The organism is Janthinobacterium sp. TB1-E2 (genome assembly GCF_036885605.1).
GTDB classification, from domain to species: Bacteria; Pseudomonadota; Gammaproteobacteria; order Burkholderiales; family Burkholderiaceae_D; genus Janthinobacterium; species Janthinobacterium aestuarii.
Genome location: NZ_CP142523.1, coordinates 1,710,507 through 1,725,844, shown reverse-complemented (window position 1 = coordinate 1,725,844; position 15,338 = coordinate 1,710,507). Strand labels below are relative to the sequence as shown.

Genomic DNA, 15,338 nt, shown 5'->3' with positions numbered 1-15,338 from the left:
GCAGCGAATGTAAAAACCGCCTGGCGGGATGAACCCGGCAGGCGGCGTGTCAACGCGGCGCAGGAAGGAATCAGCGTACGCGGCGCAGCGAGGAAATCTGGTTTTCCATGGCGTTCAGGCGGCCGTATTCGCCCGGCCCGATCACTTCGCAGCGGCCATGGAAGTTCGAGTCGCTGCACACTTCCCACTGGCCATCGTTGACGACGATGGACGAGGCGCGGTCGTTGAAGTTGTAGCGCACCAGGTCTTCCGCATTGCGGTCCAGCGCCAGCGGTTCGCCGCGCATGCCCGCTTCGGGGAACAGTAGCACGGCGCCGCGCTGCTGGTACTGCGGCTGCTGGTATTGCGGATACTGCGGCTGATCGTATTGCGGCCGCTGGTACTGGTTATCGTACTGCTGCTGGCGGCGCGCTTCGCGCTCGTCGACCATGCGCGCCGACGAGACGCGCCCATCGAGGCCGCGTCCCAGCTCGTCGTGGCGGCCAGGGCCGAAGATGCGGCATACGCCGTTGTAGTTCGAATCGCTGCACAGCTGCCAGTAGCCGTTATAGACGACGATGCTGCTGGTGCGGTCGTTGAAACCGATATTGACGAAATCGTCCGTGTCGCGGTTCAGGCGCGCCGAGCCGCCATTCTGGCCTGCGCCCGAATACACTTCCAGGGTGCCGCCACGGCCATAGCCGCCGCCATGGCCACGGTCCGGATCGCGTCCGGGACGTCCCGGATTGTAGCCATCGCCGCGCCCCGACTCGCGCACCGAACTGATGGCGTCGTTCATGCCCGGCATCGAGCGGTATTCGCCCGGCCCCAGGGTGCGGCAATTGCCGCGGAAACCGGCATCGGTACACACGTCCCAGGTACCCGAGCGCACCAGGATGCTCGACGCCTTGTCGTTGAAACCCATGCGCGACAAATCGTCCGTCGTCTCGCGCAGGTTCACCGCGCGGCCACGCAGATCAACGTCTTCGAACAAGGTGATATCGCCCGCATGGGCGGCCGCATGGGCCCCCAGCGAGAGCAGCAAGGTGGCCGCACATGCCAGCGTGTGTTTGAAAGGGCCCGTCATGATTAACTCCATTCTTCATTCTTTGGTGATGATTTGCCTGGCAAAACGCCAGGATGCCATTGTAACAAGTGCCAGCCCGCGGGGGAGGTCCGGTCGCGCGTTCAGTACAGGCGGCGCAGCGAGGAAATGCGCTTGTCGAGCGCCGTGTCCAGCACTTCATACTTGCCCGGCCCCATGCGCTCGCAGGTGCCGTTGAACTGCGAGTTCGTGCAGACTTCCCAGGTGCCTTCGTTGATGGCGATGGATTCGGCCTGGTCGTTGAAGTTCAGGAGCACCAGGTCACTGACGTCGCGGTTCACCTGCAGCCCCCGCCCCTTGAGGAACGCGCGGCCATACAGCACCACCAGGCCCTCGTCATTTTGCGGACGGTTCTCCTCGCGCGGATCGACCAGGCGCGCCGATGACACGCGCCCATTCAGGCTGCCCAGGTCATCGTGGCTGCCAGGCCCGAATACGCGGCAGCTGCCATGGTAGTTGGAATCGCTGCACAGCTGCCAGTAGCCGTACTCGACGCGCGCGCTGCTGGCGCGGTCGTTGAAGCCGATGTCGACCAGGTCGTCGCGGTCCGCATTCACGCCGGCCGACGCGCCGCGCTGGCCGCCGCCGGCGTACAGCTCCAGCGCCGCGCGGCGTCCACCGCTACCGCTGCCCTGCCCGCCGCCGATTTCGCGCACGGATGAAATTTTATCGTTCATGCCCGGCATCGAGCGGTAGTCGCCCCTTTCCAGGGTCTTGCAATCTCCCTTGAAATCGCCATGCGTGCACACTTCCCAGCTGCCCGATTCAACCTGGATGCTCGAGACGGTGTCATTGAAATTGACGCGCGACAGGTCGTCCGTCGTATCGCGCAAGACCACGACCCTTCCCTTGAAATTGTCATCGGTGTACAGGCGGATCTCGCCGGCCTGCGCCGCGAGATGGACAAACAGCGAACTGGCACACAGCAGAGCAAAGGCGAACGGGCGATTCATGAGAAGGTCTCCGGTGGCGGCAAAGGCAAGTGATCGACATGACAACTGATGTCAGTGTAGCCATCCGTAGAAAAAACGGTGTAACAAAGTATGGGAAAAGCACAATAAATTGTTACCAAAAGCAATAACCGGCCCTGCACGAACCGGTTATTGCAATTTGAGGGACTAGCTGCGCCGCATCAGCGCACTTCGCGCACCGACGAGATGCGGTTGCTCATGCGTTCCAGGCTCGCGTACTCGCCCGGTTCCAAGGTACGGCAGCGGCCACGGAAGCCCACGTCCTCGCACACTTCCCAGTAGCCGGAGCGCACGCGCACGCTTTGCACCGTGTCGTTGAAGTCGCGCTCGCGCAAGTCGGCTGAAGCGTTGCGCACGCTCAAGCTGCGGCCGGCGAAATCGTCGCGCGTATAGAAGGTCAGTTCGCCGCCCAGCGAGCGCCCTGGCAAATGGCCGTGCTCGCGCTCGCGTTCCCAGCGGCCGTCCCGGTCTCGCCCACGGTCACGACCGCGGCCCGGATGCCCATCCCAGCCGCCGCGCACTTCGCGCAGCGATGTGATCTTGTTGGCGCGGTCGTCGAGCGACGGATACTCGCCCGCCTCGAGCAGGAAACAGGCGCCGCGGAAATCGGCTTCCTCGCACGCTTCCCAGCGGCCCGAGCGCACGCGGATGCTTTGCGTCGTGTCGTTGAAACGGACGTCTTCCAGGTCGGCGACGGCATCGCGCACGGTCTGCGAGCGGCCGTGATAGTCGTCGCGCGAATACAGGGTCAGTTCGCCGGCGCCGGCCAGTTCGGCCGTCATGGCGGCGCCCAGCAACAGGGCGCAGTTCAGGGTGTGTCTCAGCATGGTCTTGCTCCATAGTCAGGGTACTGCGGTTGACTATTTGGTCATTTTGCCAAATAGAGCGCGCAGTCTATCCGCGACTGGCCCACTTAGCTGTAACAAATGATTACCGTGCCCAAACGCCCTGGGCGCCACGGCGGACAAGCACGGCGAATGCCGGTAGAATCTTGTGTTTAGTCAAGCTTTCCGCCCATGCCACACACTACCTCGTTCACCCTGCCCGCCATCCGCACTGAAGTCTCGTCGCTGTGGAAGCTGGCCTGGCCCATCCTGATCGGCCAGCTGGCCACCGTCGGCATGGGCGCGGCCGACGTGGCGATGACGGGCCACACGAACCCCGAGGAACTGGCGGCCGTGTCGCTGGGTGCGGCCATCTGGTCCATCGTGCTCGTCACCGTGAGCGGCATCATGATGGCGATCAATACCCTGGTGGCGCATGAAATCGGCGCCGCGCGCCACGACCGGGTGCCGCACATCGTGCGCCAGTCGCTGTGGAAGGCGCTGCTCGTGGGCCTGGTCGCCTGTCTGCTGACGAACATGGCGGCGCTCGTGTTCGACCATCTGATGCTGGAACCGGCCGTGGCAGCCAAGGCCAAGCTGTTCGTGCACATCATCAGCTGCGCGCTGCCGCCGTTCGCCGCCTACCGCGCGCTGTACGGCTACAGCACCAGCATCAACCAGACCAAGCCCGTGATGGTGATCGCGCTGGCCGCGCTGGCGCTGAACATTTTCGTCAACTACCTGCTGATCTACGGCCACTGGGGCATGCCGAAGCTCGGCGGCGTGGGCTGCGCCGTGGCCACCACCTGCTGCGTGTGGATGATGTTGCTGGCCATGCTGGCCTGGATTAGGATCGCGCCCGCCTACCGCGCCACGTATCCATTCACGCACTGGGAATGGCCGCAGCTGTCGTCCATCGGCCCCATGCTGCGCCTGGGCCTGCCCATCGGCGTCACCTACTTTGCCGAAGTGAGCGCCTTTGGCGTCATCAGCCTGCTGGTGGCGCGCTTCGGCGTGATCCAGGTGTCGGCGCACCAGATTGCCCTGAATTTCTCGTCCGTCGTCTTCATGGTGCCGCTCACGTTCGGCATCGCGCTCGTCACGCGCGTGGGCCATGCCGTGGGCGAAGCCAATTTGCGCAAGGCCCGTTTCATTTCGTGGGTGGGCGTGGCCATGTCGCTGACGGCCGCCATCGTCTCGGCCGCCGTCATCACCCTCTTCCGCCACCAGATCGCGCAAGCCTACACGTCCGACCCGCAAGTGCAGGCGCTGTGCGCGCAGCTGCTGCTGTTCGCCGCCCTGTTCCAGCTATCCGACGCGACGCAGGTGGCCACGTCCTGCGCCATCCGCGGCTACAAGGTGACGCGCCAGCCGATGCTGATCCAGCTGCTGGCCTTCTGGGGCTTCTCGCTGCCGATCGGCTATGTACTGGGCCTCGCGCCGGCTGGCTTCATCTGGTCGCCGGCCGAACCGATGGCCGCCGCCGGTTTCTGGATCGGCCTCGTCACGGGCTTGACGGTGGCCGCCGTGCTGCTGACCTGGTATCTGAACCGGCTGTCGCTGCAGCGCCTGCGCGCGGTGCCATAACTTTCAAGGAATTCGCCATGCCGCAGCCGCGCCCCTTCAGGCAAGTCGATGTGTTCAGCAAGGTGCCGTTCATGGGCAATCCACTGGCCGTGGTGCTCGACGCCGATGGCCTCGATACCGCGCAGATGCAGGCGATCGCGCGCTGGACGGGCCTGTCCGAAACCACCTTCGTGCTGGCGCCGCACGATCCGGCAGCCGACTACCGCGTGCGGATTTTTTCGCCCGAGATGGAATTCCCGTTCGCCGGCCACCCGACCCTGGGCACGGCGCACGCCCTGCTCGACTCGGGCATGCAGCCGAAAGGCGCGCGCATCGTGCAGGAATGCGGCGTCGGCCTCGTGCAGATCGAGCGGCAGGCGGGCGGCGTGCTGGCGTTCCAGGCGCCGCCGTGCACGGCGCGCGCGCTCAAACCCACTCTGCTGCCGCTGCTGCAAACCGCGCTGGGCGGCACGCCGGCCGCTGCCGGCACCGTCGTCGACATGGGCATCCGCTGGCTGTGCGTACCGCTGGCAAGCGCCGCCGCCTGCCTGGCCGTGCGCGCCGATATCGCATCGCTGACGGCCTTGCTGGCCGCAGCCGGAGCGGACGGCCTGGCGCTGTACGGCCCGCACGCTGCGGGCGGGCCGGCCGATTACGAAGTGCGCGCGCTGCTCAGCGAACATGGCGCGCTGGTGGAAGACCCCGTCACGGGCAGTGCCAACGCCTGCATCGCGCACCTGCTGGCCGGTGGCGACTACTGCGTCCGCCAGGGCACCTGCCTGCAGCGCGACGGCCGCGTGTCCGTCAGCTTCCGCGATGGTCAAGCCTGGATAGGCGGCGCCTGCCTGAGCGTCGTCACGGGGTCGATATTGGCCTGAACCGGGCAAAGCGCCATCGAATGGATGGTGCCTGGATATTTTTCACGAAGGAAATACGGCCAGCACGCCCATATTCCGTGGCCGGGGCTATCGCATAAAGAGGCACGCTCTGGTATCGTCTTACGCTTAGGCAACGCTCAAGTTCGCCTATGCATGCAGTGCCCTTCATTCTTCCAACTACCGAGACATCCATGCGTTTTATTCTTTGTTTTCTGGCCGCGATGGCCAGCGTTCCCGCATCGGCTGAAAAGCTGACCCTGGAACGCATCCACGCCGATCCGGCGCTGGCCGGCCCCGGCGTGCGCAACCTGAAGGTGTCGCCCGATGGCGAGCGAGTCACATTCCTGCGCGGCCGCGCCGACAACCAGTTCCAGCTCGACCTGTGGGAATTCAAGCTGAAGGACAAGAGCACGCACCGCCTCGTCGACTCGAAGGCGCTGGTGCCGAATGAAACGATTTCGCCCGAAGAGCAGGCGCGCCGCGAACGCGAGCGCACGGCCAGCCTGAACGGCATTCTCAGCTACAGCTGGTCGCCCGACGGCAAGCAACTGCTGGTGCCGCTGGCCGGCAATCTGTACCTGGTCGACGCGGCCCATCCGGACAAGGCGCGCCTGGTCGCCAAGGGCAATGTGCTCGACCCGAAAATCTCGCCGAAAGGCCGCTACGTCTCGTTCGTGCGCGACCAGAACATCTATGTGATCGACCTGAAGTCGGGCCAGGAACGCCAGCTGACGACCAATGGCAAGGGCACGATACGCAACGGCGAAGCCGAATTCGTGGCGCAGGAAGAAATGGGCCAGCGCACCGGCTACTACTGGGCCCCGGACGATTCCGCCATCGCCTACAAACGCTACGACGAAGCACCGGTTCCTGTCGTGCGCCGCTTTGAAATCTTCGCCGACCGCACGGACGTCGTCGAGCAGCGCTACCCTGCCGCCGGCGACCCGAACGTACTGGTGCAGCTGCTGATCGTCTCGCCGGAAACGGGCGTGCAGCGCCAGGTGGAGCTGGGCACGAACCCGGACATCTACCTGGTGCGCGCCGACTGGAGCGCGGACAGCAAATCGCTCGTGTACCAGCGCCAGTCGCGCGACCAGAAGATCCTCGACCTGGTCGCCGTCGACGCAGCCACGCTGGCGCAGCGCACCCTGCTGACGGAAACGTCGACAACCTGGGTCAGCATCCATGACGACCTGCGCTTCCTGTCGAACGGCACCTTCCTGTGGTCGTCCGAGCGCACGGGCCGCAATCACCTGTATTTGTACGACATGAGCGGCAAGCTGCTGCACCCGGTCACGTCCGGCGCATGGGGCATCGACAGCGTGCTGGCCGTGAACCAGAAGACCGGCAAGGTATTCGTCGCGTCGAACCGCGACGCCGTGATCGACAAGCAGACCTACGCGCTGGCGCTCGACGGCAGCACGGCCGACAAGCCGCAGCGCGTGACGAAAGCCGATGGCTGGCACGACACGACGTTCTCGCGCAATGGCGAAGTCTTCGTCGATACGTATTCGGACCCCGCCACGCCGCCGCAGGTGAGCATCCGCCGCCCGGACGGCGCCATGGTGGGCTGGCTGGAAGAAAACGCGCTGAACGCGAGCCACCCGTACGCCAAATACAAGGCGGACCACCTGCCGACGGAATATGGCACCCTGAAGGCCAACGATGGCCAGACGCTGTATTACTCCATCGTCAAGCCGTCGAACTTCGACGCAAGCAAGCGCTACCCCGTCTACCTGTCGACGTATGGCGGCCCGCACTCGCAGCACGTGGCGCGCCGCTGGGGCAACAACTTCGACCAGTACATGGCGCAGCAGGGCTTTGTCGTCTTCCGCCTCGATAACCGCGGTTCGTCGCGCCGCGAGCGCGCGTTCACGGACGCCATCTACCACAACCTGGGCGCGGCCGAAGTGGCCGACCAACTGGTGGGCATCGACTGGCTGGGCAAGCAAAGCTTCGTCGATGCCAAACGCATCGGCGTATTCGGCTGGAGCTATGGCGGCTTCATGACCCTGCGCCTTCTGTCGGCAGCGTCCGACAAGATCGCCATGGGCGTCTCGGTAGCGCCCGTGACCGACTGGTCGCTGTACGACACCCACTACACGGAGCAATTCCTCGGCATGCCGAAGGAAAACGTCGATGGCTACAAGGCCAGCACCGTGTTCGCCCACCTCGACGGCCTGAAGTCGCCGCTGCTGCTGGTGCACGGCATGGCCGACGACAACGTCTTGTTCAGCAACAGCACGCGTTTGATCGACGCGCTCGTGAACCGCGGCGTGCAGTTCGACCTGATGACGTATCCGGGCGCCAAGCACGGCATCTCGTCGCGCGCGGGCCAGCGCCACGTGTACAAGAAAATCGAGATGTTCTTCAAGCAGAACCTGGGCGTAGCGAAGTAAAGCGCACCCGCAAATGAAAACCGCCGCCTGTCTCGCGACAGGCGGCGGTTTTTTTTATGCGTGCGTCAGATTACGGCTTGCGCGTGACGGTTTCGACCGCATCCTTGACGTCGCCAACCTTCTTCTGCACTTTGCCTTCGACCTGGTTTGCCAGGCCCTTGGCTTGCTGTTCTTCGCTGCCGACGACCTTGCCAGCGGCTTCCTGGATTTTACCGCCGACTTCCTTCAGTTTACCTTCGACTTGATCTTTGTTCATGATGGATCCTCACTGTAGTTGGTACATCTGTTGTCCTGCCCCGAAGGGCCGGTACTGCGGCTCACACGCCGTTGCAAACTGCTTGCTGCGTGTCGATGTGTCCATACTACGCTTGAGGTTGCAAAAACTATGTACGGTCCCTAACACATGCCAAAAATCAGCTAATCGCGCGAAATCAGCCCGCTTTGCGCCATACCGTCGCCAGCCAAGGCTGCTGCTCGCGCGGCAAGCCGGGCGGGCGGTAGTACTGCTCGACCAGGCTGAATCCGGCCGCCTGCACATACGCGGCCCATGTCGCTTCGTCGTGGTAGCTGCCGTAGCGCGCGCCGTTCCAGCCTTCCTGGTTCTGCCCGCGCGGATTCGAGCTGAACAGCACGCCGCCCGGTTTCAGGCACGTGTACAAGGCGCGCAGCACGCCGGGCAGAACGGCGCTGGGCACGTGGAACAGCACGGCATTCGCGAACACGCCGTCGAAGTGCGCGGCAGGCAAGTCGAGGTCGACGAAATCCTGCTGCCATACGGTGCAGCCGCTGTAGGCGCGCGCCATCTCGACGAAGCGGGCGCTGCCATCGACACCGGTGGCGTGGTGGCCCATGGCCGTGAACGCTTTCAGATCGCGGCCCGGGCCGCAGCCGAGGTCGAGAATCTCCACAGGCGCCGGACGGCCGATGGCGTTCAGCAGCGCACTGATATTCTGGCTGACGTCGTGGTCGCGCGTGCCTTCGAAAAACTGCTCGGCGCTGGCGTCGTAATGGGCCAGGGTGCGTTCGGTGATGGCGTGGATGGGGTCTTGCTGATCTTGCGGTGGGGTCGGCTTCATGGCGGTCCTGTCGATATGTTCCGCCATTTTACGGTGCCGGCGCGCTGTGCGCCGGCACCGTCACCATTTGCTACCAGACGCGCACGCGCTGCTCGGGCGCCAGGTACAGCTGCTGCCCCGGCTTGACGTCGAAGGCCGGGTACCAGGCGTCGAGGTTGCGCACGGTGGCGGCGCGGTATTGCGCCGGCGCGTGGCCATCCGTGAGGATTTGCTGGCGCGCCGCCGCTTCGCGCGCCTTGCTGCGCCAGCTGACGCCGTAGCCGGTGAAGAAGTCGCGGTCCGCGCCCGGCTGCGCTGGCTTGCCCTGCTGCGACAGGGTGAACGCGTCATGCGCGGCCGCCACGCCGGCCAGGTCGGCCAGGTTTTCGCTCAGGGTCAGCTGGCCATTCACGGCCAGGTCGGGGAACGGTTTGTAGGCCGCGAACTGCGCCACCAATTGCTTCGAGGCCGACTGGAAATGCGCCAGGTCGGCTGGCGTCCACCAGTCGCGCAGCTTGCCCTGGGCATCGAACTGGGCGCCCTGGTCGTCAAAACTGTGGCTGATCTCGTGGCCGATGGTGGCGCCGATGCCGCCATAGTTGGCCGCGTCGGACGCTGCCGGATCGAAGAATGGCGGCTGCAGGATGGCGGCCGGGAAGTTCAGCGCATTTTGCAGCGGCAGGTTGACGGCGTTGACCAGCTGCGCCGGCATGGCCCAGGCCTTTCGGTCGGGCGACTGGCCCAGCTTGGCCAGTTCCTGCCGGTAATGGAACTGTTCCGCCCGCTGCACATTGCCCAGCGCATCGCCGCGCACGACGCGCAAGCCCGCATAATTTTCCCAGCGCTCCGGATAGCCGACGCCCACGTACAGGGTCTTGAGTTTTTCCTGCGCCTGCGCCTTGGTGGCCGGCGCCATCCAGTCGAGCTTGTCGATGCGGCGCGAGAAGGCGGCGACGATATTCGTCACCATGTCCTGCACGCGGGCTTTCGATTCAGGCGGAAAATAGCGTTCCACGTAGAGCTTGCCGACGGCGTCGCTGAGGGCCGCGTTCGTCGCGGCCAGCGCGCGCTTGCTGCGCAGCGACTGCTGCGGCGTGCCGCTCAGGGCGCTGCCATAGAAAGCAAAGCGCTGGTCGGCGGCCGCCTTCGGCAAGGTCGTGCTGAAATGGTTGATCGTGTGGAAAGCCAGGAAATCCTTCCACGTGGCCAGCGGCACGCTACCCACCAGGGCCGCGCTGCCCGTCATGGCCGTCGGATGCCAGACGATGAAATCCGCCTGCTTGCCCAGGCCGGCCGCCTGGAAGAAGGCTTTCCAGTCCAAGCCGGGCGCCTTGCTGGCGAAGTCGGCGGCACGCCACGGATTATTGCCCTTGGCGACATCGGCCGAATCCTCGCGGCTGGCGTGACTGGCGGCAATTTGCTGCTCGAGCGCAAACACGCGCGCGGCGCGGGCCGGCGCATCGCTGTAGCCGGCCTGCTTGAGCATGGCGGCGATATGCGCCTGGTAGCCCGCGCGCAAGCCCTGCATGCGGGCGCTGTCGCTCAGGTAGAACGCGCGGTCGGGCAAGCCCAGTCCGCCCTGCAGCAGATAGGCCACATTGCGCGTGGTATCGTTCAAATCTTGCGCCACCCACAGGCCGAACAGGTTTTCCGTATAAAAATTGGTGGAATTGAGCGGGTCGACATCGGCGCGCAGGCTTTCGCCCAGCGCGCGGGCCAGTCCTGCCTGGTCGCGTATGCCATCGATCTTCTTCAGCAGCGGCTTGATCGGCGCCCAGCCCTTCGCTTCGATAGCCGCTTCGTCGATCCAGGAACGGTAAAAATCGCTGACCTGGCGCGCCGAGGCATCGGCCTGTGGCGCCGCCGCCAAGCCTTCGACGAGGCCGATGATGCGCTCGTTGGTGGCGTTGGCGAGGATGGCGAACGAGCCCCAGCTGCTGCGGTCGGCGGGAATCTCCGTGTTGCGCAGCCAGTCGCCATTCACGTAATCGTAGAAGTCGTCGCCGGGCAAGACCGCCGTGGGCGCCGCCACCGTGGCGGCGGGACTGGCGGCCACCTCCTGGCCATGCGCGTGGACGGCGCCCCCGGCCAGCGCGATGCCGGACAGGGCAAGCGCCATGGCGCGCTTGCGCCAGGGACCGGGGAAAGAGGAAGCGGCAGCAGTGGCAACGCGCATGGTGATCCTTTCAGGCAAAGTAACGACAGTAGTGTGCAAAATCATAACGCGTTTTGAGGCGCCGCAACATACTCCCCTGCCACCACGACGCCAGCAGGCAATGCGGCTTGGCGGGCGATGTCGGCAGCAGCCAAGCAATCATCTAAATTATTTTCACTTTTTTTTCAAAAATACCCTCAAGTTCCCCTTGGACCTGCCGTTAATCTGGACAAGCGGTAATCCATTCACTAGTTACGGGTGTGCTCATGACCTCCAACGACGTTCTTTCGATGTATGAAAATATTGCAGGAATGACCAATAAAATGGTCGTGGCCGCACGTTCGAGCGACTGGGATGGCCTGGATACCCTGGAAAACCAGTGTGCCAGCGCCGCCAGCGCGACCATGACAGGCAAGGTGCCCGCCCTGGCCGGCGCCTCGCGTCTGCGCAAGATCGACTTGCTCAAGCAAATCCTGGCCAACGACCGCGAAATCCGCGCCATCACGGAACCATGGATGACGCAACTGCCGAACGCCATGCAGGGTTCGCGCGCACGCATGTAAAGCTTGCCGCGCCAGAAACGACAAAAGCACCCGCGGGTGCTTTTTTTACGTCTGCCGCCATGCCAGCGAGCGCGCCATCTGCGGCGCCCGGAAAACAAGGAGGGGGAATTTGGAAGGCGAGCCCCAGGTATCTCCTGGCGTCGCCTCGCTGCCGGTTGCATCCGGCGTTCGCGAGCACATCGTCGGCATCGCGAACCGCTTCCAGACCCAGGCGTTTATGCAACGCTACACCTGTTTGCCGCGCCACACTATCGTTGGTGACTGCGCCAGGCTGGGGCTGTTTTGTCGTAGAGCAAGTCCACTGAATTAATCATATCACCATCTTTAAGAAATAGGCAACGCGATTGGCCAGCGTTTCCATGTATTTTTTCAATATCTTTTTTTATATCAAATTTCGGCGCCGCCTTGCCATGTCTTTAACGCGAGAACGGCTCCGGTTCCGGCTCGGCCGCCACACCTTCTTCCACGGCTTCCGTCAGCACGGGCACATCCTTCTTCTTGCGGCTAAACGGCTTGCGCAGCAAGACCCAGTACTTCGACGGCGCGCGCGACCCCGCCTCCTGCCTGCGCTTGCGCACGACATACACGATGACGGCCGTCAACAACAGAAAGAGCAAGGTGCCGATACCGAGCCACAACAGACCGTTGCCGCCCGCCTTCTTGTCCTTGTCCGCGGCGGGCGCCGCGTGCAGTGGCTTGGGCTTGGCATGGGGCGCCTGCGCTTCGACGGGCGCGGCGGCTGGCACAGCGGTGGTGGCGGGCAGCGCCAGCGCCTTTTGCAAGTCGCCGATCTTGCCTTCCAATTCGCCGAGCTTTGCATTGAGGGCCGTGTTTTTCTCATCCAGCGCCACGCACGCTTGCGCCTGCTCCATATCGGCTTGGGGCGCGCAAGCGGCCACGGGCGCCGTGGCGCGGCGCGGCGGTGCCGGGCGCTGCTGCACCGTAGCCGCCGGCGTGGGCGCGGCGGGCGGCGGCACGAACACGCGCGCCGGACGCACGAGGCCCTCGGCGCGCGCGCGGGCCGCCAGCGCGGCGGCGTCGGGCGACGGCGCCAAGGGAGCAGGACGTGGTAACGGCAACGGCGCTGGCACGGGCGCCGGAACGGCAGGCCGGACTGGCGCACTGACGGGGGCGGCGGCGGGCGGCGCCGGCGTCAGCCACAAGGTGCCCAGGCGCACGACGGCGCCGCTACCATTACCCAGCAATAAATACAGATGCACGTGGCCCGCCTGGATCGCTTGCCGCGTACTCACGCGCACATAGTGGCGCCCACCGCGTTCCAGCGGGCTGATCGTCAATGTCTGCAGGGCCGGGTCCATGCCGATGCCGCCACCGCGGTACACATCGGGCGAAGCCAGGCGCACGGCCACGCCGCTGGCTTCCTCGGGTGCCAGGGCCGTCAGTTCGATCTCGGCCAGCAGGGGCTGGCCCACATGCGACAGCACGGCCATCTCGCCCAGTTCGGCCGCGCCCACCACAGGCGGCAAGGCCAGGCTGGCGGCGGCGCACGCGATCAAAGACCAACGGGGAAAGATGCTGCTCTGCATGGACTGATCGCTTTGATAACAGGATAGATAATCGGGACTCGCCTGCCTTTAACGGCAGGAAATCGCAAAAATATAGATGGGCCAAGGCAAAAATGATGCAATACGGCATCATCCTGTGCATTTTTGACGCCTGGAGTACACTCGATCCACCTCTATCGATGAAAGGGATGTCATGAGTAGCAGAATCGAACGCGACAGTTTCGGCCCGATCGACGTACCCGCCGACCGGCTGTGGGGAGCGCAAACGCAGCGCTCGCTCGAGCACTTCCATATCTCCACGGAAAAGATGCCGCCCGAACTGATCGCCGCCCTGGCCACCGTCAAACGCGCGGCCGCCCACGTCAACCTGGACCTGGGATTATTGGATGGCAAGAAAGCCGTTGCCATCACGCAGGCGGCCGACGAAGTACTGGCCGGCAAGCACGACGCGGAATTCCCGCTGGCCGTCTGGCAGACGGGCTCTGGCACGCAAAGCAATATGAACATGAACGAAGTGCTGGCCAACCGCGGCTCCGAGCTGATCGGCGGCTTGCGCGGCGCCGAGCGCCTGCTGCATCCGAACGACGACGTCAACCTGGGCCAGTCCTCGAACGACATCTTTCCGACCGCCATCCACGTGGCGGCCGCCCTTGCCGTCGCCAACACGGTCTTGCCACCGCTGCGCCAGTTGCGCGCCACCCTGGATGCGAAAGCGACGGAATTTGCCGACATCGTCAAGATCGGCCGCACCCATTTGCAGGATGCGACGCCACTGACCCTGGGCCAGGAGTTTTCCGGCTACGTGGCGCAACTGGATTTTGCCGAACACATCATCACGGCATCGTTGCCGCCGCTGCTGCAACTGGCCGCCGGCGGCACGGCCGTGGGCACGGGCTTGAATGCCCACGTGGAATTTGCCGGCCGCATCGCGCAAGAACTGGCGCGCCTGACGGGCCAGCCGTTCGAAACGGCCAGCAACAAGTTTGCCGCGCTGGCCGCCCACGACGCCCTCGTCGCCGCCCATGGCGCGCTGAAAACCCTGGCCACGGCCCTGATGAAGATCGCCAACGACGTGCGCTGGATGGCGTCCGGCCCCCGCTCCGGCCTCGGCGAAATCACGATCCCCGAAAACGAGCCGGGCAGCTCCATCATGCCGGGCAAGGTCAATCCTACCCAGTGCGAAGCGCTGACCATGCTGTGCTGCCAGGTGTTCGGCAACGACGTGGCCATCACGGTAGGCGGTGCCTCGGGCAATTTCGAGCTGAACGTCTTCAAGCCCTTGATTGCACACAACTTCCTGCAAAGCGCGCGCCTGCTGGGCGACGGCATGCGCAGCTTCGACGAGCATTGCGCGCACGGCATCGCGCCGAACCGCGAGCGCATCGCCGAACTGATGGAGCGTTCCTTGATGCTGGTCACGGCGCTGGCGCCGCATATCGGCTACGACAAGGCGGCGCAAATCGCCAAGCAGGCCCAGCACGAAGGCACGACCCTGAAGGAAGCGGCGCTGGCCTTGGGCTTTGTTACGGAGGAACAATTCAGTGCGTGGATCGTGCCCCTGGAGATGACGCGGCCCAACAAAAGCTGACTTCCACCCTGCATTGCTGGCGGCTTCAGGTAAACTACGAGTTAGTTGAGGTCGTCATCAAGTGTTGAAAACACATCATTGCAATAAGGGATACAATGCAAAAAGTAAGCTTTGATTTAACATCCGAATTCGTCGAGCTGAACCAGCTATTGAAGCTGGTCGGCTTGTGCGATAGTGGTGGCGCAGGCAAGGTCATGGTCGATAGCGGCGTGGTGAAGGTCGATGGCAAGAAGGAATTGCGCAAGACCGCCAAGATCCGCGCCGGCCAGGTCGTCAGCGTGGGCGATATCCGTATCACGGTCGTCGCTCCAGTCTGACCCCGGCATGGGGCGCGAAAGCGGCCCCATGCGTCCAGCCAGCACCCCGCCAGCCGGCTGCCTGCATCAAGCTGCAAACACGTCGTTATTGCCAGATAAAATATCGATTGCAGAAGGGGAGCGCCATGGACCATCCCGAACAAGGTACGCGCAGCCAGGAACGCCTGATCGGCGACTTGCGCCAGGTCATAGAAAACGCGGAAGAATTGCTGCGTAACACAGACAAATACACGAGCAGCCTGTACCAGAGCGCGCGCGCCAGATTGGAACTGGCCCTTGTCGCCGCCACGGCCGAGCTGGCCCGCTTTGAAGAAGAGCAAGTGACGCGCATGATGGACGCCACCCTGGCGGCGAATGCCCTGTACCGCGATCAGACGGGCGAAGCGCGCCTTCTGCGGGCTTTCGAATAAAC

At 64.2% G+C, this 15,338-nt stretch carries 14 protein-coding genes; 7 read left to right on the top strand and 7 right to left on the bottom strand.

The genetic code is table 11. The features are described from left to right. Window positions 1-70: 70 nt before the first annotated feature. The 3 genes from OPV09_RS07715 to OPV09_RS07705 form a co-directional block, all read right to left on the bottom strand. A complete protein-coding gene (locus OPV09_RS07715; RefSeq protein WP_338681053.1) occupies window positions 71-1,066 on the bottom strand; it encodes a beta/gamma crystallin-related protein in 996 nt (331 codons plus the stop codon). A gap of 101 nt (window positions 1,067-1,167) precedes the next feature. After that, complete coding sequence (locus OPV09_RS07710; protein ID WP_338681052.1) at window positions 1,168-2,037, bottom strand: beta/gamma crystallin-related protein; 870 nt, start codon at window positions 2,035-2,037, stop codon at window positions 1,168-1,170. 179 nt (window positions 2,038-2,216) lie between these two features. Then, window positions 2,217-2,882 carry a beta/gamma crystallin family protein gene (locus OPV09_RS07705; RefSeq protein ID WP_219329271.1) on the bottom strand — a complete coding sequence of 222 codons (666 nt, stop codon included), beginning with the start codon at window positions 2,880-2,882 and terminating at the stop codon, window positions 2,217-2,219. Window positions 2,883-3,071: 189 nt separating this feature from the next. Between OPV09_RS07705 and OPV09_RS07700 the strand changes: the two genes are divergently transcribed. The 3 genes from OPV09_RS07700 to OPV09_RS07690 all read left to right on the top strand — a co-directional run bounded on the left by OPV09_RS07700 (window position 3,072) and on the right by OPV09_RS07690 (window position 7,722). Further along, window positions 3,072-4,466 carry an MATE family efflux transporter gene (locus tag OPV09_RS07700; protein WP_219329272.1) on the top strand — a complete coding sequence of 465 codons (1,395 nt, stop codon included), beginning with the start codon at window positions 3,072-3,074 and terminating at the stop codon, window positions 4,464-4,466. A gap of 17 nt (window positions 4,467-4,483) precedes the next feature. After that, window positions 4,484-5,323, top strand: coding sequence for a PhzF family phenazine biosynthesis protein (locus OPV09_RS07695; RefSeq protein ID WP_338681049.1), 840 nt, complete (start codon window positions 4,484-4,486; stop codon window positions 5,321-5,323). 191 nt (window positions 5,324-5,514) lie between these two features. Next, complete coding sequence (locus OPV09_RS07690; protein WP_338681048.1) at window positions 5,515-7,722, top strand: S9 family peptidase; 2,208 nt, start codon at window positions 5,515-5,517, stop codon at window positions 7,720-7,722. Between the two features lie 70 nt (window positions 7,723-7,792). Here the strand turns inward: OPV09_RS07690 and OPV09_RS07685 are convergent, their stop codons facing one another. The 3 genes from OPV09_RS07685 to OPV09_RS07675 form a co-directional block, all read right to left on the bottom strand. Continuing rightward, window positions 7,793-7,978, bottom strand: coding sequence for a CsbD family protein (locus tag OPV09_RS07685; protein ID WP_034759763.1), 186 nt, complete (start codon window positions 7,976-7,978; stop codon window positions 7,793-7,795). A gap of 175 nt (window positions 7,979-8,153) precedes the next feature. Continuing rightward, window positions 8,154-8,798, bottom strand: a complete 645-nt coding sequence (locus tag OPV09_RS07680; RefSeq protein ID WP_034760316.1) for a class I SAM-dependent methyltransferase — start codon at window positions 8,796-8,798, stop codon at window positions 8,154-8,156. A 70-nt stretch (window positions 8,799-8,868) separates the two neighbouring features. Continuing rightward, window positions 8,869-10,953: a M13 family metallopeptidase gene (locus tag OPV09_RS07675; RefSeq protein ID WP_338681047.1), complete on the bottom strand. Its 2,085-nt coding sequence runs from the start codon at window positions 10,951-10,953 to the stop codon at window positions 8,869-8,871. Between the two features lie 290 nt (window positions 10,954-11,243). On the opposite strand from OPV09_RS07675, the gene OPV09_RS07670 reads away from it, so the two are divergent. Beyond that, the gene (locus OPV09_RS07670) at window positions 11,244-11,495 is read left to right on the top strand and encodes a flagellar protein FliT (protein WP_307788907.1); all 252 of its coding nucleotides are present in this window, start codon (window positions 11,244-11,246) and stop codon (window positions 11,493-11,495) included. 416 nt (window positions 11,496-11,911) lie between these two features. Here OPV09_RS07670 and OPV09_RS07665 read toward each other — a convergent pair whose 3' ends face one another. Continuing rightward, window positions 11,912-13,042, bottom strand: coding sequence for a hypothetical protein (locus OPV09_RS07665; protein ID WP_338681044.1), 1,131 nt, complete (start codon window positions 13,040-13,042; stop codon window positions 11,912-11,914). Window positions 13,043-13,214: 172 nt separating this feature from the next. On the opposite strand from OPV09_RS07665, the gene fumC reads away from it, so the two are divergent. The 3 genes from fumC to OPV09_RS07650 all read left to right on the top strand — a co-directional run bounded on the left by fumC (window position 13,215) and on the right by OPV09_RS07650 (window position 15,336). Then, window positions 13,215-14,609 (top strand): class II fumarate hydratase, encoded by a 1,395-nt coding sequence (fumC, locus tag OPV09_RS07660; protein WP_058051170.1) that lies wholly within the window; start codon window positions 13,215-13,217, stop codon window positions 14,607-14,609. Between the two features lie 95 nt (window positions 14,610-14,704). Further along, on the top strand, window positions 14,705-14,926 hold the full coding sequence (locus OPV09_RS07655) for an RNA-binding S4 domain-containing protein (RefSeq protein WP_035825476.1): 222 nt from the start codon (window positions 14,705-14,707) through the stop codon (window positions 14,924-14,926). Between the two features lie 125 nt (window positions 14,927-15,051). Further along, window positions 15,052-15,336, top strand: a complete 285-nt coding sequence (locus OPV09_RS07650; RefSeq protein WP_034759786.1) for a hypothetical protein — start codon at window positions 15,052-15,054, stop codon at window positions 15,334-15,336. Window positions 15,337-15,338 lie beyond the last annotated feature (2 nt).

What these genes read in the sequence shown, in the direction of transcription:
- OPV09_RS07715 (WP_338681053.1), bottom strand. Translation starts at nt 1,066, where the DNA reads ATGACGGGCCCTTTCAAACACACGCTGGCATGTGCGGCCACCTTGCTG.
- OPV09_RS07710 (WP_338681052.1), bottom strand. Translation starts at nt 2,037, where the DNA reads ATGAATCGCCCGTTCGCCTTTGCTCTGCTGTGTGCCAGTTCGCTGTTT.
- OPV09_RS07705 (WP_219329271.1), bottom strand. Translation starts at nt 2,882, where the DNA reads ATGCTGAGACACACCCTGAACTGCGCCCTGTTGCTGGGCGCCGCCATG.
- OPV09_RS07700 (WP_219329272.1), top strand. Translation starts at nt 3,072, where the DNA reads ATGCCACACACTACCTCGTTCACCCTGCCCGCCATCCGCACTGAAGTC.
- OPV09_RS07695 (WP_338681049.1), top strand. Translation starts at nt 4,484, where the DNA reads ATGCCGCAGCCGCGCCCCTTCAGGCAAGTCGATGTGTTCAGCAAGGTG.
- OPV09_RS07690 (WP_338681048.1), top strand. Translation starts at nt 5,515, where the DNA reads ATGCGTTTTATTCTTTGTTTTCTGGCCGCGATGGCCAGCGTTCCCGCA.
- OPV09_RS07685 (WP_034759763.1), bottom strand. Translation starts at nt 7,978, where the DNA reads ATGAACAAAGATCAAGTCGAAGGTAAACTGAAGGAAGTCGGCGGTAAA.
- OPV09_RS07680 (WP_034760316.1), bottom strand. Translation starts at nt 8,798, where the DNA reads ATGAAGCCGACCCCACCGCAAGATCAGCAAGACCCCATCCACGCCATC.
- OPV09_RS07675 (WP_338681047.1), bottom strand. Translation starts at nt 10,953, where the DNA reads ATGCGCGTTGCCACTGCTGCCGCTTCCTCTTTCCCCGGTCCCTGGCGC.
- OPV09_RS07670 (WP_307788907.1), top strand. Translation starts at nt 11,244, where the DNA reads ATGACCAATAAAATGGTCGTGGCCGCACGTTCGAGCGACTGGGATGGC.
- OPV09_RS07665 (WP_338681044.1), bottom strand. Translation starts at nt 13,042, where the DNA reads ATGCAGAGCAGCATCTTTCCCCGTTGGTCTTTGATCGCGTGCGCCGCC.
- fumC (WP_058051170.1), top strand. Translation starts at nt 13,215, where the DNA reads ATGAGTAGCAGAATCGAACGCGACAGTTTCGGCCCGATCGACGTACCC.
- OPV09_RS07655 (WP_035825476.1), top strand. Translation starts at nt 14,705, where the DNA reads ATGCAAAAAGTAAGCTTTGATTTAACATCCGAATTCGTCGAGCTGAAC.
- OPV09_RS07650 (WP_034759786.1), top strand. Translation starts at nt 15,052, where the DNA reads ATGGACCATCCCGAACAAGGTACGCGCAGCCAGGAACGCCTGATCGGC.